Raw genomic sequence first — 21,894 nt, 5'->3', positions numbered from 1 at the left:
ACCTCAGCCCTTGTCGAACTCGGCATCGATCACGTCTTCGTCGGCGCCGGCACCGCCCTGCCCGGCACCACCCTGCCCGGAGGCGTCCGGCCCGGTGGTGTCCGACGGACCACTCGCCGCCGCGGCTTCGGCCTGGTGGGCGGCGAGCCCGGCGTGGACCTGCTGGAGTTCGGAGATCAGCGGCCTGACCTTGTCCACTCCGGCCTCGTTCTTGACCGCGTCGCGGGCCTCTGCCACCAGCATCTCGGCTCGCGCCTTCTCGTGCGCGGGCGCGGCGTCGGCCAGTTCGTTCAGACGCTTTTCGATCTGGTAGGCGATCGCGTCGAGTTCGTTGCGGGCGTCGACGGCCTCGCGGAGTGCCTGGTCCTGGCCCCGGTTGCTTTCGGCCTCCTGGACCATGCGTTCGACCTCGCTCCGGTCCAGGTTGGAGCTCTCGCTGATGGTGATGCCCTGTTCCTTGCCGGTGTCCTTGTCGCGCGCGCTGACGTTGAGGATGCCGTTGGCGTCGATGTCGAAGGTGACCTCGATCTGCGGTTCGCCCCGCGGCGCCGGCCGGATGTCGGTGAGCTGGAACCGGCCGAGGACCCGGTTGTCGGCGGCCCGCTCGCGCTCGCCCTGGAGGACGACGATGTCGACGGCCGGCTGGTTGTCCTCGGCGGTGGAGAAGGTCTCGCTGCGGCGCACCGGGATGGTGGTGTTCCGCTCGATGATCTTCGTCATCACTCCGCCGCGCGTCTCCACGCCCAGCGACAGGGGGGTGACGTCGAGCAGCAGGACGTCCTTGACCTCACCCTTGAGCACCCCGGCCTGGATAGCGGCGCCCAGGGCCACGACCTCATCGGGGTTCACGCTCATGTTGGGTTCCTTGCCGCCGGTCAGCCGGCGCACCAGCGCCTGGACGGCGGGGATGCGGGTGGAACCGCCGACGAGGATGACCTCGTCGATGTCGCTCTCGCCGACCTTGGCGTCGGCCATGGCCTGCTGGACCGGACCGAGGCAGCGCTCCACCAGGTCGCCGGTGATCTGCTCGAACGTGGACCGCATGATCGAGTCGGTGAGATGCTTGGGCCCGGAGGCGTCGGCGGTGATGAACGGCAGGCTGACCTGGGTCTGGGAGACGGAGCTGAGCTCGGTCTTGGCCTTCTCCGCCGCCTCGAACAGGCGTTGCAGCGCCTGCGGGTCCTTGCGCAGGTCGATGCCGTTCTCCTTCTGGAAGTCGTCCGCGAGGTAGTCGACCAGACGCCGGTCGAAGTCGTCGCCGCCCAGATGGCTGTCACCCGCCGTGGAACGCACCTCGACCACGCCGTCGCCGACATCGAGGATGCTCACGTCGAAGGTGCCGCCGCCCAGGTCGAAGACGAGAACGGTCTCGTGCTGCTTCTTGTCCATGCCGTACGCGAGGGCGGCCGCCGTCGGCTCGTTGATGATCCGCAGCACTTCCAGTCCCGCGATCCGTCCGGCATCACGGGTCGCGGTGCGCTGGGCGTCGTTGAAGTAGGCGGGCACCGTGATGACCGCCTCCGTGACCCGTTCCCCCAGCTGCTTGGAGGCGTCGTCGGCGAGTTTGCGCAGCACCAGGGCGCTGATCTCCTCAGGCGCGTACAGCTTGTCACGCACCTTGAAGCGGGCCTCGCCGTTGTCTCCCGGGACGACGTCATAGGCGACGGCCTTGGCCTCGTCGGGGATCTCGTCGAAGTGCCGGCCGATGAACCGCTTGGCCGAGTAGATGGTGCCCTTGGGGTTGAGGATCGCCTGGCGGCGGGCCAGCTGGCCCACCAGGCGCTCGCCGGTGTCGGTGAAGGCCACCACGGACGGTGTCGTGCGGTTGCCCTCGCTGTTGGGCACGACGGTCGGCTCGCCACCCTCCCACACGGCGATCACCGAGTTGGTGGTGCCCAGGTCGATGCCCACTGCCTTGGCCATGAGGAACTCCTTCCGCGGCGGTCGACGTCCGTCGGCGACCGTTCATCCTCCGGGCCCTGTCCGCCCGGCTTCGAAACTCGTTCAGCTGGGGGCGGCGTCGCTGCGCGGGCGGCGGCCCCTGGAGGAGGCGCTCTCCGTGTTCGCGGCGGCCCCGCTGTCCAGCCCGGCGACCAGCCGGACGGCCTCATCGGCGACGTCCTCGTCCACCACGACGTCGTACCGGCTGGGCTCCATCGAGCGGACCGAGGCGAAGTTCCGGCGGCCGCCCTGGGCCGCGTGCAACAGCACGCCGAGCAGCGCACCGACCACCGCTCCGAAGATCAGCCCGTACAGCGCGAGGAGCAGACCGGAGACGACCGGATTCAGCCAGTTCAGCAGCCCGAAGATCCAGCCGACGAGTACGCCGGGCAGCGCTCCGGTGGCTGCGCCGTGGAGGGCGGCCCCGCCGTACCCCATTCGACCGATCACCTGTTCGACCAGGCGCATGTCCCGACCGATGATCGCCACCTTCTGAACGGGAAAGCCCTGGTCGGCGAGGTGATCGACGGCACGTTCGGCTTCCTGGTACGTCGAGTACGAGGCAACGGCCCTGCGGGCCTGCTCGGTCATGGCCACTCCTTCCGCCGACGGACCGCCGAGCGGTCCCGACAGGCCCCAGAGTGGCTGTTCGCCCGGTCACCCCGCCTGCGCCCAGCGGGTCGAAAAGTGGCACCGGCGGTCGGTCTGCGAGGACAGGAGGCGGGACGACGACTCGGGCACGCGGCTCGCGGCGGGGTACCTCAGGGTTCGGCCCGGCACGAGGGAGAGGGGCTCGCGGATGTACTTCCTTGAAGCCCAGAGGAAATCGGAGTGATTCCATGGTCGACCGTCCAACGCAAGGGCTTCCCCCCGCTTCGACACTCAGGAGGCGGGCGGCACCCGGGACATCACCGTGCCTGCGGACGAGCAGCGGCACAGCACTTTTGACGGCGCGGACGAGCGCGAGATCCTCGGGCTTGCCCTGCGCGGGCCGCTGCCCTCCGGCCGTACCGCGACGGCTGTCCTCCCGGGGCCATCTGCGCCTGGCGAAGCTGGTACGGCGCACCGCGGCGACCCTGTCCCTGGGCGTGGCGACGTTCGACGCGGCCGCGCGACGCTACGGACCGGGGACCGTACGGAGGCGACCGCCACGGATGACCAGCCCGTGGGATGGAGAGCGAGCCCACGGTCACCGTGTACCGCCTGCTCTCTCCGCGGCGACCTGGCCGTCGGCTCAGCCGGGCATGGGGTGGTGCGCCCGGGCGAACTGCTCCACGACGGCGGCGCAGAAGGCAGGCAGGTCGGACGGGCCGCGGCTGGTGACCAGTTGCCCGTCGACGACCACCTCCTGGTCGGCGACGACCTCCGCGCCGGCGTTGCGCAGATCGGTGCGGATGCTTGGCCAGGACGTCAGGCGGCGGCCGCGCACGGCGTCGGCTTCCGCCAGCGTCCACGGGCCGTGGCAGATCGATGCGACCGGTTTCCCGCTGGCCATGAAGTCCCTGACGAACTGCACCGCGTCGCGGTCCATGCGCAGTTGGTCGGGGTTCATGGTGCCGCCGGGCAGGAGCAGGGCGTGGTAGTCGTCGACGGAGGCGTCGGCGACCAGGCGGTCCACGGGGAAGGTTCCTGCCGCGTTGAGGTCGAACTGGCGGGCCTGGATCTCGCCGGGATGGAGCGAGACGATCTCGGTCTTCGCCCCTGCGCCCTGCAGCGCACCGCGCGGCTGGTCGAGTTCCACGCGCTCGACGCCGTCGGTGGCCAGAATCGCCACCCGCATCCCCTGCAGTTCCTGTGTCATGGTGCGGCTCCCTTCACGAGTCGCCGGTTGTACGACGCGAGCGGCAGGGACACCCGGCAGGGCCCGTCCGGATCCCTTTTCCGGACCGGGGACTGCAAGGCGCGGCCGAGGGTGCCCCGAGCGTGTACGTGCCGCGATCAGCCGGAGCTGCCCGGAACCAGGACGGCTTGGCCTCCCGGCCCGAACACCCGCCCCTCTGCGCAGTCGGAACGGCCTTCATACACTGAGCCGCAGATGTTCGTTGGGGTGAAAGGGCATCCGTGTGCCTTTCGACACGCGCGTCGAGGACTTCCTTCACCCTCTCGGCGCGCAGTCCCTCCTCTGCCTCCCCGAAACGGCATTCCGGGTCACAGGCTGTTGCGTGGCCTCGGTGAAGGCTCCCGTCCCCACCTTCCGGCCCCCGCCCGGCATGTCCGTTCAGATCGGCGACATGCACCGGGGCGCGACTGCTACAGCAGCCGGTCGAACACCGCGGTCACACCGTCCCAGTGGCTGGTCTGCGGGTTCTTGACATCCGGATACATGATTTTGAACGTCTCGGAGAGGGCGACGCTGAGACCGCCGATGATCTCGGGGTAGCGCTCTTCGGTCTCCTGGGTGGGTGTCCTGTCGAGGGGAGGGTGCGCGGCGAGCTGTTCCAGGATCGGCTTCAGCTCGACCTCCTCGTCGAGCCGCCGGAACCGGTGGATGCTCTCCTGGAGGCCCTTGGTGATCGGTAGGTCCCACGGTTCGACGGTATCCCGGCCGTTGGCCTTGGCCGACGCCTGGCCGACGACCAGGAGGTCGTAGAGCTTGGCGTCGACGAAGTCGCCGTACCGCTTCAGGTCGTTCTTGTCCACGTCGAGGCCTGCGGCGGCGCGGAAGAACCTCTCGAACTTCGACACACCCATCACGGTCATGCCTCTCGCCTCCTCACCGGGAACCGGACGGCGTCGTTCGCTCCCGCCAGCGCCGCCATCGGCTGTTACCGGTCGAGATTCGCAGAGCCCGCCCGCTGAGCGCCTCCGCATCCCAGGCCGAAAAAGAACACCCCCTCCTACCCTGGCAGAGCAGCATGGAATGCGCGGGCATCCCCCGGTCAGCCGTATGGCCGTCCCTCCGCAGGAAACTGCGCGGCGTTGCAGCGCCTCGAACGAGAGCCGCTGACCGGACGACATGGCCAACTCGGGGAAGCGGGACTGTGTCAGGGCACCCCGACGAGCGGCATCACCCCGCCCCTCAACAAGCCGGCAACACACCAGATCAGCCACCACCCCGACCATCCCCCCAAGCGCCGCACCCCGGCTGCGAGAGCCCTGGAGGAAGCGGGGCGGGCAAGCACCGTGTCTGACCAGGTCATGCTCATCTCTTGGGTGCGAGTGAGAGCCGCGCCGGCCGCGCCCCACGGTCCAACGACCTGGCAGTGTGGCTGATGGACATCGCCCGACAGCTCGCCGCCGTCGAACGCTCTCGACGCCGAACGGGCCGGCCGGAAACGCGACGGCGGGAACGACGGCGGGAAAGCCGACCGCGCCGCACCACAGGAACGGCGCCCTGACGCACATCCGGCAGACCGGTGCCGGTGTCCCCTTTGCCGTGGCGGAGGCCGCCTGCACTTGTGCTCGGAGGTCTATGGAGCCCGCCGCATTTCCGCCCGCCGGGAGCAGGCAGGGTGTGGCCCACATCCGGAGCATGGAAATGGCCTCTGCTGAGGCGCATGCACCATGACGCGCATCAGCCCGCCACCCCCACACGCACGACGCACCCTTCGGTGGCTGTCTCAGGTCCCAAGCCAGGCAGTTGCAAAGGTTCAGAAAAAGGACGACTCATGGACTACAACACCTTCCTCGACACCATCACCCGGCGCGCCCCTGTCCCCCCGGAGAAGGCGGAATCCCTCACCCGTGCCACCCTCGAAACCCTGGCCGAGCGGCTCACCAGGGGTGAGGCGGAGGACCTCGCGTCCGAACTGCCCAAGCCGCTGAAGGAACCGCTGGTCTCTCCTACTCCGGAGGCCGAGCCCTTCGGACTCGACGAGTTCATCAATCGGGTGAGCAGGCGAGCAGGGGTGAGCCCGGACGAGGCCCGCGAGGGCGTACGGGCGGAGCTGACCACCCTGAGGGACGCGGTCAGTGATGGCGAGTTCCGCCACGTGATATCCCAGCTGCCCCGGGACTTCGAGGCTCTCGTCGGGGCCCCGGGCTAGAAGGAGCCATGACCGACGAGGTCAGCGCCGTCACCGAGGAGACGGAACCGCCCGTACTCACGGCGGCCACCGTCACACTGGTCGAGGGGCGGACGTTCTGCGTCTCGGGCACCTCGGGCGGCATGGAGGCCGAGGTGCCGCAGGGGACGTTCTTCCGCGACGTGCGGGTCATCCCCGACTGGCAGATCCGGGTGGACGGCCACCGGCCGCACCACCTCACCGTGCTTTCCCAGGACGCCTGCAGCACCACGCTCGTCTCCCTCGTCCCGACACACGGCGCGCAGAGCGAACTCCTGCCGGAACGTCGGCGCTACGTCGGCGAGGGGATGCGCGAGGACCTCCGGTTGCGCGACCTCAGCACGCGTCTGATGCGCCCGGACCCGGCATGAAATCGCCGGAGGATCGCATGACACCATCGACAGTTCCTTCAGCCGGCGGACCCGTGGACGTCGAAGGCGGGGCGCAGCGGCCGTTCTCCGAGCACGCGGCCATGGCCAGGGCGTATCCGGGCGGCAGGATGACCGTTGGCGCCATCACGCCCCTGGAGGGCTTCGAAGGGCCCGTGCCGTCCCTGGCCGGGCACATCGAGCGGATCCAGCAGGCGGAGCGGGCCGGCTTCGCCTCGGTGTGGGTCCGTGACGTGCCGCTGCTGGACCCGGGCTTCGGGGACGCCGGGCAGGTCTTCGACCCGTGGGTGTACCTGGGGCAGCTCAGTGCCCGCACCACCTCGATCACACTGGGGACCGCCAGCATCGTCATGCCGCTGCGGCATCCATTGCACACCGCCAAGGCGGCCGCCTCGGTGGACCAGCTCTCAGGCGGCCGGCTCCTGCTCGGGGTGGCCACCGGTGACCGCCCCGTGGAGTTCCCGGCCGTCGGTCAGGACCTGGGCGGCCGGGCCGAGAGGTTCCGGCAGTCGCTGGAGTACTTCCGTGTCGTCCTCGAGCACCGTTTCCCGCACGTGGAGTCGCCGCTCGGCCGGATGCACGGCACCGATCTGCTGCCCAAGCCGGTGTACCGGCGGATCCCCGTACTGATGACGGGACGCGGCAGGCAGGACGTCCGGTGGATCGCCGACAACACGGACGGCTGGCTGTACTACACCCCGCCGCTCCAGCAGCAGGCCGAGAACATCCAGCGGTGGCGGGAGCTGACCGAAGGCGAAGGCGGTGGGTTCAAGCCGTACGCACAGGCCACCTATCTGGACCTGACCGAGGACCCGCTAACCCTGCCCCGGCGCATCCACCAGGGCTTCTCGGTGGGCCGGGTGTCGTTCCTGGCGATGATGCGGGCCTGGCAGGACATCGGCATCGACCAGCTGCTGATCAACTTCAAGCACAGCCGACGTCCGGTCGCCGAAGTAATCGACGAACTGGCCGAACACGTGCTGCCGCACTTCCCGCCCGGGCGTTTGGGGGTGCGCGGCGAGCACCGGCGGCCCGTGGAGCGGACCGGACCCTGAGGAAGCACGACCCCGGCGCCCCCTGCGTGACAGGGCCGGGCTCAGTCCCGGACGGCCCCGAACGGCCGCTCCTGCGCGTAGTCGCACGTGCCCTCCGCCCGGAACTGCAGGGCCGCCCTGGTCACCTCCGCGCCGAGGCCGCGCAACTGGTCCGCTACTGCCTGGTCGGTGAGGCGTCCGTCGCCGTCGAAGACCCGGGAGGACCGCGGGACCGCGAACACCAGCGGCACGGCCCAGCCGCGCAGCGACCGCACGATGAACTCCATCGCGTTGATCGCCTGCAGGCCCTGCACTCCGCCGGCGGTCGTCAGCATCCCCACGGGTTTGTTGCTGAGGTAGGGCGGGTCGTGGTCGGCCAGGAGGGCGAGCCAGTCCACCGCGTTCTTGAACGCGCCGCTGACCGACCCGTGGTATGTCGGGCTGCTCCACAGCAGGGCGTCGGCGGCCTGAACGGTGTCCGCAAGCCGGCGGGCGGACGCAGGGATCCCGTGCTCGGACGTGTAGAACGGAAGAGCCAGCCGTCTGAGGTCGATCACCAGGGTGCCGGCGCCCGCATCGGCCGCCCCCTCGACCGCGACACACAGTGCGGTGAGGCTGGTCGACGGGGTGCGCAGCGAACCTCCCATTCCGACGACGAGCGGGCGCGACATCCTGTCAACTCCTTCAGAGCATCTCCAGGGGCGTGGGCCCGCTGGGCGGCGGGAACGCCTCGTCGAGGGCGTCGAGTGCCTCGGTGGGAAGGTGGAGGTCCGCTGCGCCGCGGTTCTCCCGAACGTGGTCGGGTGATCCGGAACGCGGGATCGCGGCCACCCCCTGTTCCAGCACCCAGGCGAGTGCCACCTGGGCCGGCGTGGCTCCGAGGGCCCGGGCCACGGCATCCAGTGCCTCGACCTTCAGGAGCCGCCCCTGCTCGATCGGGGAGTAGGCCATGACTGTCACCCCGGCCTCACGGCACCAGGGGAGAAGATCCCACTCGATGCCGCGCCGGGACAGGTTGTACAGCACCTGGTCGACGGCCGCGGCGTCGCCACCGGAGAGGGTGGTCAGCTCGATCATGTCGGCGACGTCGAGATTGCTCACGCCCCAGTAACGGATCTTCTCCGCCTCCATCAGGTCGGTGAATCCCGCAAGGGTCTCCTCGAGTCGCCACCGTCCCCGCCAGTGCAGCAGGTACAGGTCCAGCCGTTCCGTACGAAGCCGCCGCAGGCTGTCCTCGCAGGCGGCGACGGTGCCTTTCCGGTCGGCGTGGCCGGGCAGCACCTTGCTGACGAGGAAGACCTCTTCCCGGCGTCCCCGGAGGGCCTCCCCGACGAGTTCCTCGGCTGCGCCGTCACCGTACATCTCCGCCGTGTCGACGACGGTCATGCCCAGGTCCACGCCCAGCCGCAGCGCGGCGATCTCCTGTTCACGCCGGGCCGGGTCCTCGCCCAGGTACCAGGTGCCCTGCCCGAGCGCCGCGATCTCCTCACCGGCGGGGAGCGCAATCGTTCTGGCCGGTTCCGCAGACATCTCGGGCCTCCCGTCTGCCGCGGATCCCTGTCACGCGCACCCGCACCGGGTGCCCAGGTCGGCGCCTCCCAGACAGCCGTGTCGCATGCGCCGCAGGGAGGTCAGGAGGGGCGGGCGGACTGCGCCCGGAGCTCGCCGGGACCGGGTGCGCGGTCGCGCAACGCGACGGCGACCGACACGACGGCGCCGCAGGAGAGGGCTGCCGCGAAGCCGATCATCGCGGTCTGCACGGCGAAGTGCCGCAGGGCGATGCTGAACAGGACGGAGGGCAGGCCCATTCCGAGGTACGCGACGACGAAGAACACGGCGAGGACCCCCGCGCGTGAGGCGGGCTCGGCCACTGAACCGGCACGTTCGACGCCTCCCTTGAACAGCAGCCCGGAGCCGGCTCCCGACAGGGACACGGCGACCAGGTAGAGCCAGAGCGCCGGGTGGTACAGGGCGACGGCGCACAGGACCAGGCCGACCGGGAAGACCACTGCCCCCACGGTCAGGACCCGGGGCAGTGGGAGGCGTCCCAGCACCAGCTGGGCGGCCGCCGCGGAACCGAACATGAGGAAGGCCGCCAGGCCGACCACGAGGTGCGAGTCGGTGTGCAGGGTGCCGTGGAGCACGCTCGCCCCGAGGGAGGAGATCAGGCCGAGGATCGCGAAGGCGAAGGCGCCCAGCGCGCCGGCCGCGCCGAACGTCCGCCGGCCGCCGGGGCGCAGGACGAACCTGCTGGGCGGTTCGGCCGCGGGCAGCTCCAGGTCCACGGTCTCCGGGGTGCACAGCACCAGCGCCAGGCACACCGCCATGACGAGCGTGAAGATGGCCTGGGCGGTGATCAGGGGCGCGGGAAGCCACTCGGCGGCGGCTCCGGCGATCAGGGGCCCTGAGGCCAGGCCGCCGAGGTTGGCGGCGGTCGCCACGATGCCGGGCAGCACCGAACCCGTCCGTTCCGGACGGGCCTCGTGGTGGAGGTCGTGCAGGTACGTCGTCGCGGTCGAGGCCATCAGCCCCAGTCCGACACCGTTCAGGATTCTGCCCGCGATCAGCCCCGGCAGGTCCCGCCACACGATCAGTACGACCGACGCGACGATGCCGACCAGCAGCGCCGGGACGATGATGCGCCGCCGGCCGAGCCGGTCCGACAGGTGTCCCAGTCCGAGGAAGGCGCCCGCCGCGCCCACGACCATCGAGGCGTACGCCGCCGTGACCGTGGTCGCGCCGAAGTGGTCCCGGGCCTCGTACAGCGGCCACAGCGGGGTCGGCGCGGTGCCGAAGGCCATCAGCACGGTGAAGGCCACCGCCACGAACCAGAAGCCGGTCGTGTGCGAGGCACGGCGCCGGGCGGGGGCGCGGGGCGGCAGGTCGGCGGGGGTACGGGGCGGTAGGCCGGCGGGAGCGGGTGCTGGGATCCGGTGGGTCGGGTCGTCGGGAGCGTCGGCTGTGGGACGGCTCAGCGGCGTCGGAACGGCAGGCAGGGGTACCCCTCCTCGGGCGGAAACGGATGACGCTTTCCATCCTCCTCACCAGCCACAATCAGTGCCAACGAATGTTTTTGCTGGGCTCCAGCAATGTGAGTGATACTTCTCGTGTGGAGCTACGCCAGCTGGAGCACTTCATCGCTGTCGCCGAGGAGCTGAGTTTCACGCGTGCCGCCCGTCGGCTGCACGTGGTGCAGTCAGGGGTGTCCGCCGCGATCCGCTCACTGGAGCGCGAGCTCGGCTGCGCGCTGTTCGAGCGCACGTCGCAGCAGGTCCGGCTCACCGGGGCGGGCGCCGCACTGCTGCCGGAGGCTCGGGCCACCCTGAACGCCGCCCAGGCCGCCCAGGACGCCGTGCGCGCCGCACAGGACACGCTGAGCGGCACGGTGAACGTGGGGGCCATGGCCTCGGTCGAAGTGGTGGACCTGCCGGCGCTCCTCGGACAGCTGCACGCGGGGCACCCGGCGATCGACGTCCGGCTGCGGCTGGCGACGGCCGGCTCGGCGGGACTGGCGCACGCGCTGCTCAGCGGGGACCTGGACGTGGCCTTCCTGTCGCTGCCCGAACGCAAGCCCGCCGGGATCGACGCACGGGAGCTGGCCACCGTGCCGCTCGTCCTGGTGGTGAGCGCCGCCCATCCCCTCGCGCAGCGGGGAAAGGTGGCACTTGCGGACCTCGCGGGGGAGCCCTTCGTGGACTTCCCGCCGGGCTACGGCAACCGCGAGGTGGTCGACCGGGCGTTCGCGGCGGCGGGCGTCGTACGCCGGGTGGCACTGGAAGTGCCCGACATCGACATGGGGGCGGCACTGGTCCGGCACGGTCTGGGCATCGCCTTCCTGCCCGCGTTCGCCGTTGCCCGCACCCCCGGCCTGCACGTCCTGGACGTCCTGGACGTGCACGACACCATGCTCCGCTGGAGCATGCATCTCGGCACGTCGTCGACCCGGCGGCCCAGCTCGGCTCTGCGGGCGCTGCTCGACCTGGTCGACCTCCACGTCATCGCCCTGTGACACCTGGACCGCGGCCCGGACGTCACCCGCCGGTGGTGTCCGGCCCCCTGCGTCCGCCTCGCTCCGGCCGCGACATCTGCCGCACCATCCGCTGACGCTCACGCTGCCGTCGTCCATAGGCGGCGTCGGACACCTTCTCGTCCCCTTCGAGGCCGGTGCCGAAGGATCCGCCGATCATCGTGATGGCGGTGACGAACCAGGCCAGGAAGAGGTAGTCGCCGACGCGACCTGCCGTCCGACGAACTTGCGCAGGACGGACGCGTCCATCAACAGGAAGGAGACGGCGACCAGAGTCGCGAACAGGGCCGTGGCCAGCACCACCACCGTGAGCGCGATGGTGAGCAGGGTGAACAGGTTGTAGGGGTACAGGGGCTGGGGCTGTGCAGGGAGGTGGGTGCCGCGCTCCCGGAGCTGGTGGTCGACGATGATCCACAGGGTGAGAGCGACGGCGGACACAGCGGTGATGACGGCATGCTGCACGCCGAGCGCGGTGGCGAGGTTCCAGGTGGCGCTGGTGATGAACAGGACCGTAGCCGTGGCGAACACGCCCGCAAGGGCCCGGGAGAGCGAGCCGGACAGCCGGGAGCCGGACAGCCGCCAGGGGCGGTTGGCGTACTCCATGCCGGCGACGAGTCGAGCGTGGCCGCGCAGGCCGGGCACGACGTAGCGCCGGGGCTGGCCGGGACGGGTGTCCGGTACCGGTTCGCGCGGCGGGCGGCCGATCGCCTCCGGGGGCCTGGACGTCTCCTCGTGCGCGACCAGCTCTCGGACGACATCCGCGACGGCCTGCCGCACCCCGGCGCCGAAGGCGGCGGACCCCAAGGGCGGCAAGGGAGACGAGCGCGGCACGGAGTGCGGTGTCGCCTCGACGCTGATCGGGTAAGGCCGGGCCCGCCGCGGAAGGTCGGTGAGAAAGATCGCCACGTCCCACGTCCAGGTGGTTTCTGACGGCCTCGGCGATGTCGGAGACGCGGCCTGCTCGCTCACGCTGAGCGGGGCGGTCATCGTGTCGACCTGCCATTCGACCCGAGCACGGACTGCCCGGCGGAGATGGTCGGGCAACCGGGGGGGGCGAGAGCCCGGGCGATCTCCGACGGCAGACCGGGATCGGCCACCGGTACGACACGCACGGATCTGCCGGAGGAGGTCTCGGGCACGTCAGCCGTCATGACCATACCTTCGTGTGCGCCCGCGCCATGGCGGCCGCGAAGGACCAGCGGTCCGCGGGTATCACCCACCGTGCCCCGGCACACACGCGGCGTCCAAGCCGCTGGCGCCGTGACGCGGGCGCCGTGCCGAAGGCCCAGGGGTCACCCGGCGGATTCGAGGGCCTGGGAGAAGTCCGTTCCGAGCTGCGACATCAGGTCGCTGAACTCCTTCTCGCTGATCGCCTCCCGGAGCACGGCCAGTACGGTTCGCACACCCCGGTCGGCTTCCTCCTCCTTGAGCATGGTGCGTTCGGCAACGCGCCGCACGCTGTCGTAGTGGCCGAAGCGCTCGATGCGCTCCGTGGTTCCCCGGCGCACCGCCTCCGCGAGGCCCTCGGGGAGCTCGGTGGTCAGGTCCCTGGCCTCCCCCGGGCTCAGCCTGTGGGCCAGCGTCTCGAGCGTGGCCCAGGTCAGGTCCGCCGCCTCCTGCCGGCTCAGTCCGGTGCGCTCGGCGACGGTACGGACGAATTCCTGCTCATCCATGCGTCGTCCTCCTTCGCTGCTGTGTTGCGACGAACGGCACGGATCCCCTGCAAGCCTGCCACGCCGACCCGGCCCGCGCCCGCCCACGGACGGCGGTGACCACGACCACCCACGGCTTGACGCCTCCGCGCACCGTGGTGTGCAGGGCCTCGCCGGCCAGGTTGAGCTCGTCGTATTGCGCACAGGCGAAGAGCCACACCATGAGAGCGCCGACGTAGCGGAACTCGGGGGCGGCGACTCCGCGCATTCGACGTGAACCACAGAGGACCCGGGTGCCTCAGTTTGCCGTGGTATGGGACGAATCAGCACGTGTGAGCGGGTCCGGGCGTGGAAACCCGAGGTGCCCCGACTCCAGGGAGGCGTCATGGACGCCCATGTCACTGCCCAGGGAAGCTCCATCGCCACGGTCAACCCGTACACCGGTGAAAGGGTTCGTGAGTTCCCGCCGCTGAGCGCGGAGGACGTAGGGCGCGCGATCGACGCGGCGCACTGTAGCTTTCCAAACTGGCGTGCCCGTTCGACGGCCGACCGGGGGGCCCTCGTGCAACGCGCCGGCTGGCTCATGAGGGAGCGCAAGGAGGAACTGGCGCACCTCCTGACCCTTGAGGTCGGCAAGCTGATCAACTCGAGCCGTGCAGAGGTCGACCTCGCGTCCGACATCCTCACCTACTACGGCGGGCACGGCCCCGAACTGCTGGAAGAACGACCCCTGCCGGTGCCCGAGGGCACGGCCGTGCTGGTGAACGAGCCGCTCGGCGTCCTTCTCGGTGTGATGCCGTGGAACTTCCCGTTGTACCAGGTCGTCCGATTCGCGGGTCCGAACCTCGTCCTCGGCAACACGATCCTGCTCAAGCACGCGAGTAGCTGCCCCCAGTCCGCACTGGCACTCGAGCAGCTGTTCACGGATGCGGGTGTGCCGACCGGGGTCTACGCCAATCTTTTCGTGCGGGGCAGAGACGTCGGGAAGATCATCGATGACTCCCGAGTGCAGGGAGCGTCACTGACCGGAAGCGAGCGGGCGGGCGTGAGCTTGGGCGAGATCGCCGGCCGCAATGTCAAGAAGTCCGTCCTCGAGCTGGGTGGCAGTGATCCCTTCGTCGTGCTGGACGGTCACAACCTCGAGCGCACCGTGTACGCCGCGTTCCTCGGCCGGATGGGCAACACCGGGCAGTGCTGCGTGGCGGCCAAGCGCTTCATCGCCCTTGCCGACGTCTACGACGCCTTCGTCACCGGGCTGCGTGACCGGATGAGCGAGGTGCAACCGGGAGATCCGGTCGACCCCGCCACCACGCTCGGCCCGCTGTCCTCCGAGGCCGCGGCCGAACTCCTGATGGAGCAGGTTCGTGACGCGGTGGACAAGGGAGCCACGGTGGTGCTGGGCGGCGGGCGGCCCGACCTGCCGGGCGCCTTCGTCGAGCCGACCCTTCTCACCGACGTCACACCGGACATGCGGGCCTACCGGGAAGAGCTCTTCGGCCCCGTCGCCACGGTCTACCGGGTCGCCGACGAGGACGAGGCCGTGGCACTGGCCAACACCTCCCCCTACGGCCTGGGAGGCGCGGTCTTCGCCGCCGACCCGGAACGTGCTCGCAGAGTCGCGGACCGGCTGGAGACGGGCATGGTATGGATCAACCACCCGACCGCGTCCCGACCGGAGCTGCCCTTCGGCGGCATCAAGCGCTCCGGCTACGGGCGCGAACTCGGCGACGTGGGCATCGTTGAATTCGCGAACCGCAAGCTCGTGCGCTACGTGGACGCCGACGCCCCGATCGAAGAAGTGCTGGGCTGACTGCGTTCGATCACCCAGCGGCGGCGGCCCAATCGCTCGCTGGACTCGATGCCTTTGCGTGCGATCTGCACCCCGATGCGCTTGCCACGTAACCATTTCCGTAGGTCGGCGCGGTCGTAAGTCCTGCGGCTTGCCGCGGTCCACGGGGGCTCGGACCTGTGTGGTCGCCCCCCCTTTATCGCCCTGAACATGGGCGGTTTCCAGGACGACGCGGGTGACGTCGACGAGACCGGCGTCGTCGAGCCGGTGAAGGACGGTGTCCTGTGTCCCGCCGCCCTGAGGCCGCACTTTCGACGGCGGGATCAGCGGCTTCGCCATCTCCCACAACCCGTCCGGCACAATCCAACTCCGTGTATCCCGCTCCCACGGCCGGGACCCGCGGTGCGCCGGGTAGGCATCAGCGGTGACGGTGTGCGCCGTCTCGAGGGGTGGCGGTGACCGCGCAGGTGGAGACGGATCCCGTCGCACCGCCTCACCGCGCCTCCGACGGACCGTGACTCCGGGACGACGCCGCGCGCGGCGTTCCGGTGGCGGCAGTTCCTCGTCAGCCGAGCTTGCGTCGCAGTTGCAGGCTGTACAGCAGAAGGAGCGAGGGTGCGATCAGGACAACCGCGACGCAGGACACCAAGATCAGCACCCACAAGGTGGCCGTCGGAGCCGCCGCCTGCTGGATCGTCAGGTGGGTGCCCAGGAGGTACGGGTACTGAGCCACTCCCCATCCCCCGACGACGGTGGTGATGGCGATGGCCGCCAGGGTGCGTACGACAGGAGGGCTGCCCCTGCGCAACAGGAGCAGCGCGGCCAGGCCGCACAGGCCCGAGACGACCAGGAGCGGTGCACCCACCATGCTGAGCTGGTGGAACAGGCGCGGGGAGTCCGCACGCAGTACGAACACGCCCACGAGCGCCACCAGTCCCGCAACGATGCCCGCCCCGAAGGCCCGGTGGCTGAACGCCTTTTCCAGGGAGGTGTCCGCTCGGTGCTGGGCCTGTCCGGTGAGGAACACGGCGGCGAGGTAGGCGCAGACGGTGACCGCGAGGACGCCGCCGAGAACGGAGGTCGGATTGAGCCAGCTGGACAGCGCGTCGCCGTGCCCGGCCGAAGGGACGCGGCCGGAGGCGATCCCGCCCGCGACGGTGCCGAAGAAGAACGGGGTCAGCACCGACGAACAGGCGAAGGCGACACCGCTGATCAGCTCTCCCCGCCCTTGGGGCAGCGCATGCCGGAAGGCGAAGCCCGAGCCCCTGGCCACGATCCCCAGCGCCGCCAGGCCCAGGGGGATGTACAGAGTGGTGGTCATGGCGGTGAATGCTTGGGGGAAGGCCGTCCAGATCGTGACGAAGCAGAAGATCAGCCATGTGTGGTTGGCCTCCCACACCGGGCTGATGGAGACGTTGATCAGCTCCCGTGCGGGACGTCCCCGCGCGCCGCCGCCGGCTGTCAGATCCCAGAAGCCGGCCCCGTAGTCGGCGCCACCGAAGAGGGCGTAGGCGATGACCCCGGTGAACAGGACCACGGCGATGAAATCGCTCATGCCTCATCTCCTCCGAGGGGGTGCCCGTTCGTCGCCGGCGCCGCCCGGGGGCCGTACGGGACCACGACGGCCTCCGTGCCCTGCTCCGACCAGCGGCGGCGCAAGGTTCGCAGGACGTACAACGCGCCGACGGCGACGCACGCGTAGATCACGAGGACCGTGGCGAACAGGGGCCACAGGTTCCCCTGCGTGGCGACAGCGTTCTCCGTCAGCAGGAGTCCCACAACCGTCCAGGGCTGGCGGCCGACCTCGGTCACCACCCAGCCGCTCTCCAGCGAGACGAGCGCGACCAGCCCGGAGACCGCGGAGCTTCGCAGGAACCAGCGGTTGGTCGGCACCTCGCGCCGCCGCCACCACAGCCAGGCGAACCAGAACGCCAGCAGGAGCAGGAGCGATGCGGTTGCGACCATGACGTCGAAGGCGAGATGCACGATGCTGACGACCGAGTCCGTGGGGCGTACCGCTGCGGGGATCGCGTCGAAGCCCTTGATCATGGTGGACGGGGTGAAACCGGCGAGGATCGAGGCCACGTCGGGAAGCTGGATGCCGTAGCGCACCTTGCCGTCGGCGAAGATGCCGCCGAGGGTCTCCGGGACGTGATCACCGGTGGTCGGTAGGAGTTCGATGGCGGAGAACTTCGCCGGCTCCCTGTCGTACACCTGGCGGGCGATCGTGTCCCCGACGAGGAACTGCACCGGCATGGCGATCGCGGCGACCGTGAACGGCACGGCGAACCCCAGCCGGTGGTAGTGGTCCCGGCGCCCCTTGAGCAGGCCCCACGCGTACACGCCCGCGACCATGAACCCCGCGACAATGTACGCCGCGAGGAGCATGTGCACCATCTCCCACCAGAACGCGCCGTTGAAGAAGACCTGGGCCGGGATCACGCCCACCACACGCCCGTTCCGCACCGCGATTCCGGCGGGCTGGTTCATCCAGCTGTTGGCCGCAATGACGGAGGCCGTTCCGCCGACGCCCGCCAGGGTGACCACGACGCCGGTGAAGAAGTGCGGCCACGGGGGCAGCCTCTTCCAGCCGTAGATGTAGATGGCCACGAAGATCGCTTCGAGGAAGAAGAAGAGACCCTCGACGGCGAAGGGAAACCCGAAGGCCGGCCCGTACTCGCCCATGAGCCCGGGCCAGAGCAGCCCCAGCTCGAACGTCAGCACGGTGCCGGACACGGCCCCCACCGCGAACAGCACGGCGGCCACCTTGGACCACCGCTGCGCCAGGACCAGCGCCTGCTGATCGCCGCGGCGCAGCGCCCGGTAGTGGCAGACCAACATCATGAAGGTGAAGGCGAGGCCGAAAGGCACCAGGATGATGTGGAAGCCCAGTGTGAACGCCATCTGCTCACGCGCGGGGAGGAGTTGTGGCGGGTCGGCGGCTGTTAGCAGTGCAGACAGCACCATGAATTCTCTTTCTGGCTCCGACGGCGGCGGACGATACTCATGCCGTGGGGTGGGGACAGGCGGCTGGTGCCGGTACCCGCGCGTGCCGGAGACTCACGCCGGGCGGCGCATGTCCGAGGGCGCGGCCGCCGACGAGGTCAGAGACGGCCGGTACGGTGTATCCGCCGGGTGCGGAGCACGGAGGTGGACCCGGCGCGGCGGGCGGGAGTGCGCAGGCGAGCGCGCGGACGGGCCCCCGGGACGCGGAAGCCCGGCGGGACGCGGCGCTGCCGGATCGTGGTTGTTGCGGTGCGCCTGGAAGGTGCACACGGTGCCGAGGGCGGCGAAGAGGTGCCGCGGGCGGCCTCCCACCCGGCCGCGGCATGCCGCGAGGCGCTTCGAGTCGGCTGCGGGCCGCGTTTGTCCGCGTTCTCCGCCACCTTTTCAAGGGTCCTGTCCGTGTCATTCGAATCGTTCACGGCCTCTATCTTTCGGCAGTTCTAACCGGCCTGAAGAAAGATCCTCGTGAGCGGCCAGGTCGATCGACGACAGGGGAATGATGACGGGGGAATTCCGGGGATGCCTTGCCTTCCGCGCTCGATGGTAAACGGCCATTCCGCGGCACGCCCGCCCCAGCGGGCGGCGGTTTCGCCGGTTCCTTCTCCAGGGCCATCTCGTCGGCGCCAGTCAGCGGACAGGGCGAGCACTTCCCGGCATGCCGTGTGCGCGCCCGCCTGGCTGCGGCTGGTCCAGTCCGTGCGGGCCGTGCTGCCACCACTGGTGCCGCGGCGTGGCTCGCCGGCAGGCTGCCCCGCCTGGAGGTCGAGGAGGAGCTCGCTCCGGCCGGGCCGCTGAGGGGCGCGACCGGCACCGAGCGGCCCGGCCGTCAGCTGTCCAGCTCCTCCTCGACTGGCGGTTTCGGCACCTCGCGCAGATGCTGGGACTGTCCCGGCCTGCCGCCCTCCCGGGCCTGCTCGGCTCGCTGTGCCGGGCTCAGCCCGAGGTCGGAGGCGGGGTCCACGCGGACCGACCGGGCCACCTCCTCGCGGTTGGCGTACTGCTCGGCCGGGATGCCGCGCAGCGCCTTGACGACATCCGGCGCGGCGCCCGACCGGCTCGCCGCTTCGATCAGCCTGTCCTTGCCGGCGGGGAAGTCGACATCCTTGATGGCCTCCACCACGTCCCGGGCACTCGTACTGTGAGTCATGGCCCCTTCTCCCTCATCTGAATCCGGAATCCTGGGCCCCCCGGTAACCGGCAGGGGCGGCTCACTCACCTCCTTCACCCGCCGGATTTCCCCCGGTTTGCCGGTCTGGGCCGGGAGGACCCTGCCCGGCAGGAGGTGATCGCCGTGCCCGAACCCGGGAGCAACAAGTACGACACCGAGCGCGCGAGGGCCCGCCAGGAGGCGGAGCGGTCGGGGCTCTCCGGCCAGGACGCCCACCGGGGGCCGCCAACGAGAGCTCGCGCCCTGGTCGTCCCGCTGTCCGCTGGGAGCGGCGCACCGAAGGCCACGACGCCTTCATCACCGTCGCCTGCAGCTTGTCTGCTGGAGACGCATCAAGCAGGCCAACACGTGAGCCCGGTTCTTGCGGTCTGAGGCTTCGAGCGCCGCGGTCGCGCCTGGGCCTCCGCCTGCCGCCCGAGCACGGACTTGAAGACCTCCACCGGCGCTCCCTCCGCCAGCCAGAGCACGGAAGCGGGTAAGAAGATCGTGGGCCGCAAGCGACGCGTCGTGACCGACCTGTCGGTCTCCTCCCGGCGGTGCTGGTCACCCCGGCCGGTATCCAGGACTCCGCAGCCGGCACCCGGCTGCTCGACCAGGTCGCCGGCCGTCCCGGCATCCGCAGGGCGGCCCAGATGTTCCTCCGCCGCCCGGCCCACCCACCGCAGCGCTGCTGACACCACTCCCACCGGAGTTCCAGCGAGGCGTCAGCCGAGGCCGCCCAGCACGATCTTCCACACTCGGGTCGCCACCTGGAGGTTCAGCCGGTCCTCGACGTTCGCGAGGTCGTTGCCGCTGATGTCGCGGATGCGCTGGAGCCGGTAGCGCAGCGTGCTGCGGTGGATCGCGAGGGATTCGGCGGTCTCGTCGTAGTTGCCGCCGCAGTCGAAGTACCGGGACAGGGTCTCCACCAAGGTCGCGTGGTGCCGGGAGTCGTAGTCGATGAGCTGCCCGAGCCACTCCTGTACGAACGTCTCCAGTTCGTGGTAATCGTTGCCGGGTCCCAGGATGCGGTAGAGGCCGAGCTCGTCGAAGAACGTCGTGCCGTAGCGCTCGCGGGAGTGGCGGCGCACGTCCAGGGCGCGCTGCGCCTCCTGGTAGTGGTGGGGGATGTCGTTCAGGGAGTCGGAAGGGGCGCTCACCCCGATCGTCCCGGACCGTGTTCCGGTCTCCCGGGCGAGCGCCTCGTACAGCGCGCGGGGGTGCGGCCTGTCGTCGGCGACCAGGACGACGTGGTCGGAGCGTCGGGTCAGCAGCGAGCGCATGCCCACGGCAGAGGCCGCCCGCCTCACGGTCTGTGCGAAGGAATCGTCGGCGGTCCGGTTCGACCACTGCACCACGACGACGTAGTGGCTGCGGCGCAGGTCGTGTCCGGCTGCCTCGGACCGGGCGTAGGCGCTCGCCTCGTCCGTCCCTGCCAGGAGGTCGTCCACCAGCTCGCGGTTCAGCCTCAGCTCCACTTCGGCCAGATTACGCAGATGCGTCAGCTCCGGCGCGAGTGACGCGGCAGCGTGTTCCAGCGCGAGCACGGTGTGCTCGTCGGCCTCGTCCCGGGCATCGACCAGGGCCAGCACGCCCAGGATCTCGCCGTGCGGGCGGATCAGGGTGATCAGCCGGTCCCTTATCCGCACCGGCCCGGCCTGACGGGCGACGGCGTGCAGCATTTCGTCCTGACGCACTGGGTCCGGCTCGGGATAGGGGACGGGGCGGCTGGGGCCGGTCCAGGACCTCAGCCGACCGAAGCGGTCCTCGACCAGCGCAGGAAGTCCAGTGAGCCCGTGCAGTGCGCGGGTGACAGCCTCCTCGCCGCCATCCGAGGCAGCGACGCCGGCCATGAGCGCGTGAACGGCTCGCTCGTAGCCCAGCTCAGCCACCACAGAGATCAGCTGCCGCTGGAGGGCTGTGCGCTCGTCCCTCAGTCGGTGCAGCTCCAGCGCGTCCTCGCGTCGGCGGCGGTGTGCGAAGGCGACTGACAGTGCGGCAGCGGTGTGCCGGACGAGCGTGGCGAGCAGGGATCGCTCGGCCTCGGTGGGCCGGGAGCGGGACGTGACCACGAGGTAGCCGTGGAGTCCCTCAAGTCCGCGTAGCCCCAGGGCCCGGCCCCAGGGCCTGCCGGGTACGGTCACGTTGCCGTCCTGCCCGGCCAGCTCCCGCACCCTCCGGCTCACGGCCAAGGCAGGCATCTGCCCGTCCCTCGGACTGGGGACCAGGTCGCCGCCCACCTTGAGGTATCCGGCCTCGGCGCTGTATGGCCCCGCGGCGGCTACGTGGTCCATGGCCAGGCGCAGGATCTCGCCTTCGTCCGGAGTGCCGAACAGGGCGTGGGAGAGCCCGACCAGTTCGTGGAGGGCATGGTCGGCCGGGGTGCGAGCGGGCGGGCGGGGCCCTCCCCGCGCGGCCGTGGGGTGCCGCCCGGCGCTGCCCCTCGGAAGGCTGCCCTTCCGGTGGGAGTAGCGGTGGTACAGGCTGTGCGACCGACTGCCGGCCATGGGACCACTCCGTCCCTCGAAGCCTTCAGAGAAGCGAGCGGCATGTCGCGTACCCGCTCACGGGCCGACTTACCCGAGTTGTGTGGATCCCTTCTCTCGTACTCGTGGGGCGACCGGACCTGTGCATTCCTGACTTGCCAGACGCAGGCGTGGAGCCACCCGGTTCGTCACCCTGGGGAGTGCTCGAGACTCTCCGTGTGCACCGGTAGGAATCCGGCGTGGTCCACCTGGTGCGGCCCCTGCCGCATGGTTGGCCCCGCGCCCTCGGACACCGCAGAAGAAGGCGGCCTGCGGCTGACCCACGAGAAGCGAGAAGACGGAGACGAAGAACGATGATCATGCCCCTGCGGAGCCACCGCACGACTCGTTCGATGCCGCCGTCGACCGCGTGGGGAAAG

Annotated in this window: 20 protein-coding genes and 2 pseudogenes; 6 read left to right on the top strand and 16 right to left on the bottom strand. The window is 70.3% G+C overall.

Translation table 11 applies throughout. The features are described 5' to 3' along the window. Positions 1-3 precede the first annotated feature (3 nt). From dnaK to ABZ915_RS25645, 4 genes are all read right to left on the bottom strand, one after another. Positions 4-1,923, bottom strand: coding sequence for a molecular chaperone DnaK (dnaK, locus tag ABZ915_RS25660; protein WP_361807575.1), 1,920 nt, complete (start codon positions 1,921-1,923; stop codon positions 4-6). Positions 1,924-2,004: 81 nt separating this feature from the next. Then, positions 2,005-2,532 (bottom strand): general stress protein, encoded by a 528-nt coding sequence (locus ABZ915_RS25655; protein WP_361807572.1) that lies wholly within the window; start codon positions 2,530-2,532, stop codon positions 2,005-2,007. Positions 2,533-3,175: 643 nt separating this feature from the next. After that, positions 3,176-3,742 (bottom strand): type 1 glutamine amidotransferase domain-containing protein, encoded by a 567-nt coding sequence (locus ABZ915_RS25650; protein WP_358940233.1) that lies wholly within the window; start codon positions 3,740-3,742, stop codon positions 3,176-3,178. A 449-nt stretch (positions 3,743-4,191) separates the two neighbouring features. Beyond that, on the bottom strand, positions 4,192-4,641 hold the full coding sequence (locus ABZ915_RS25645; protein ID WP_263276742.1) for a DUF1931 family protein: 450 nt from the start codon (positions 4,639-4,641) through the stop codon (positions 4,192-4,194). 908 nt (positions 4,642-5,549) lie between these two features. Here ABZ915_RS25645 and ABZ915_RS25640 point away from each other — a divergent pair. Genes ABZ915_RS25640 through ABZ915_RS25630 form a run of 3 tightly spaced genes read left to right on the top strand, consistent with a single transcriptional unit; the run spans position 5,550 to position 7,389 of the window. After that, the gene (locus ABZ915_RS25640) at positions 5,550-5,927 is read left to right on the top strand and encodes a DUF2267 domain-containing protein (protein WP_361807569.1); all 378 of its coding nucleotides are present in this window, start codon (positions 5,550-5,552) and stop codon (positions 5,925-5,927) included. An 8-nt stretch (positions 5,928-5,935) separates the two neighbouring features. Beyond that, a complete protein-coding gene (locus tag ABZ915_RS25635; protein ID WP_361807566.1) occupies positions 5,936-6,316 on the top strand; it encodes a glycogen debranching N-terminal domain-containing protein in 381 nt (126 codons plus the stop codon). A 17-nt stretch (positions 6,317-6,333) separates the two neighbouring features. Next, positions 6,334-7,389 carry an LLM class oxidoreductase gene (locus ABZ915_RS25630; RefSeq protein WP_361807564.1) on the top strand — a complete coding sequence of 352 codons (1,056 nt, stop codon included), beginning with the start codon at positions 6,334-6,336 and terminating at the stop codon, positions 7,387-7,389. 41 nt (positions 7,390-7,430) lie between these two features. Here ABZ915_RS25630 and ABZ915_RS25625 read toward each other — a convergent pair whose 3' ends face one another. The 3 genes from ABZ915_RS25625 to ABZ915_RS25615 form a co-directional block, all read right to left on the bottom strand. Then, positions 7,431-8,039 (bottom strand): NAD(P)H-dependent oxidoreductase, encoded by a 609-nt coding sequence (locus tag ABZ915_RS25625; protein ID WP_361807561.1) that lies wholly within the window; start codon positions 8,037-8,039, stop codon positions 7,431-7,433. Between the two features lie 13 nt (positions 8,040-8,052). Continuing rightward, positions 8,053-8,898 carry an aldo/keto reductase gene (locus tag ABZ915_RS25620; RefSeq protein WP_361807558.1) on the bottom strand — a complete coding sequence of 282 codons (846 nt, stop codon included), beginning with the start codon at positions 8,896-8,898 and terminating at the stop codon, positions 8,053-8,055. A gap of 101 nt (positions 8,899-8,999) precedes the next feature. Beyond that, positions 9,000-10,298 carry an MFS transporter gene (locus ABZ915_RS25615; protein WP_361808299.1) on the bottom strand — a complete coding sequence of 433 codons (1,299 nt, stop codon included), beginning with the start codon at positions 10,296-10,298 and terminating at the stop codon, positions 9,000-9,002. A 179-nt stretch (positions 10,299-10,477) separates the two neighbouring features. On the opposite strand from ABZ915_RS25615, the gene ABZ915_RS25610 reads away from it, so the two are divergent. Then, positions 10,478-11,377 (top strand): LysR family transcriptional regulator, encoded by a 900-nt coding sequence (locus tag ABZ915_RS25610; protein ID WP_361807555.1) that lies wholly within the window; start codon positions 10,478-10,480, stop codon positions 11,375-11,377. Positions 11,378-11,399: 22 nt separating this feature from the next. Here the strand turns inward: ABZ915_RS25610 and ABZ915_RS25605 are convergent, their stop codons facing one another. The 4 genes from ABZ915_RS25605 to ABZ915_RS25590 form a co-directional block, all read right to left on the bottom strand. Beyond that, entirely contained in the window at positions 11,400-11,555 is a 156-nt protein-coding gene (locus ABZ915_RS25605; protein WP_361807552.1) for a hypothetical protein, read from the bottom strand. After that, positions 11,552-12,199 (bottom strand): hypothetical protein, encoded by a 648-nt coding sequence (locus ABZ915_RS25600; protein WP_361807549.1) that lies wholly within the window; start codon positions 12,197-12,199, stop codon positions 11,552-11,554. Before ABZ915_RS25600 ends, ABZ915_RS25605 begins: the two co-directional genes overlap by 4 nt. Before the next feature lie 488 nt (positions 12,200-12,687). Beyond that, positions 12,688-13,068, bottom strand: a complete 381-nt coding sequence (locus tag ABZ915_RS25595) for a DUF2267 domain-containing protein (RefSeq protein WP_361807546.1) — start codon at positions 13,066-13,068, stop codon at positions 12,688-12,690. Next, positions 13,061-13,315 (bottom strand): hypothetical protein, encoded by a 255-nt coding sequence (locus ABZ915_RS25590; RefSeq protein ID WP_361807543.1) that lies wholly within the window; start codon positions 13,313-13,315, stop codon positions 13,061-13,063. Before ABZ915_RS25590 ends, ABZ915_RS25595 begins: the two co-directional genes overlap by 8 nt. A gap of 117 nt (positions 13,316-13,432) precedes the next feature. On the opposite strand from ABZ915_RS25590, the gene ABZ915_RS25585 reads away from it, so the two are divergent. Next, positions 13,433-14,857 carry an NAD-dependent succinate-semialdehyde dehydrogenase gene (locus ABZ915_RS25585; RefSeq protein WP_361807540.1) on the top strand — a complete coding sequence of 475 codons (1,425 nt, stop codon included), beginning with the start codon at positions 13,433-13,435 and terminating at the stop codon, positions 14,855-14,857. Here the strand turns inward: ABZ915_RS25585 and ABZ915_RS25580 are convergent. The 4 genes and pseudogenes from ABZ915_RS25580 to ABZ915_RS25565 form a co-directional block, all read right to left on the bottom strand. Beyond that, positions 14,857-14,958 (bottom strand): annotated as a pseudogene (locus ABZ915_RS25580) (IS5/IS1182 family transposase); the annotation flags it as partial. The gene ABZ915_RS25585 and the pseudogene ABZ915_RS25580 sit on opposite strands and share 1 nt — an antisense overlap. 443 nt (positions 14,959-15,401) lie before the next feature. Then, the gene (locus ABZ915_RS25575) at positions 15,402-16,391 is read right to left on the bottom strand and encodes a cytochrome d ubiquinol oxidase subunit II (RefSeq protein WP_361807537.1); all 990 of its coding nucleotides are present in this window, start codon (positions 16,389-16,391) and stop codon (positions 15,402-15,404) included. Beyond that, the gene (locus tag ABZ915_RS25570) at positions 16,388-17,803 is read right to left on the bottom strand and encodes a cytochrome ubiquinol oxidase subunit I (protein WP_361807534.1); all 1,416 of its coding nucleotides are present in this window, start codon (positions 17,801-17,803) and stop codon (positions 16,388-16,390) included. The genes ABZ915_RS25575 and ABZ915_RS25570 overlap by 4 nt, the downstream gene beginning before the upstream one ends. 865 nt (positions 17,804-18,668) lie before the next feature. Then, positions 18,669-18,989 (bottom strand): DUF2795 domain-containing protein, encoded by a 321-nt coding sequence (locus tag ABZ915_RS25565; RefSeq protein ID WP_361807531.1) that lies wholly within the window; start codon positions 18,987-18,989, stop codon positions 18,669-18,671. A gap of 447 nt (positions 18,990-19,436) precedes the next feature. Between ABZ915_RS25565 and ABZ915_RS25560 the strand changes: the two are divergent. Then, positions 19,437-19,633 (top strand): annotated as a pseudogene (locus ABZ915_RS25560) (IS5/IS1182 family transposase); the annotation flags it as partial. An 81-nt stretch (positions 19,634-19,714) separates the two neighbouring features. On the opposite strand, the gene ABZ915_RS25555 reads toward ABZ915_RS25560, so the two are convergent. Then, positions 19,715-21,496: a helix-turn-helix domain-containing protein gene (locus ABZ915_RS25555; protein WP_361807529.1), complete on the bottom strand. Its 1,782-nt coding sequence runs from the start codon at positions 21,494-21,496 to the stop codon at positions 19,715-19,717. Between the last annotated feature and the right edge of the window lie 398 nt (positions 21,497-21,894).

The sequence above is a fragment of the Streptomyces sp. NPDC046915 genome (assembly GCF_040644935.1).
Lineage (GTDB): Bacteria > Actinomycetota > Actinomycetes > Streptomycetales > Streptomycetaceae > Streptomyces.
The sequence above is the reverse complement of the archived record's forward strand: the minus strand, read 5'-3'. Positions and strand labels throughout refer to the sequence as shown.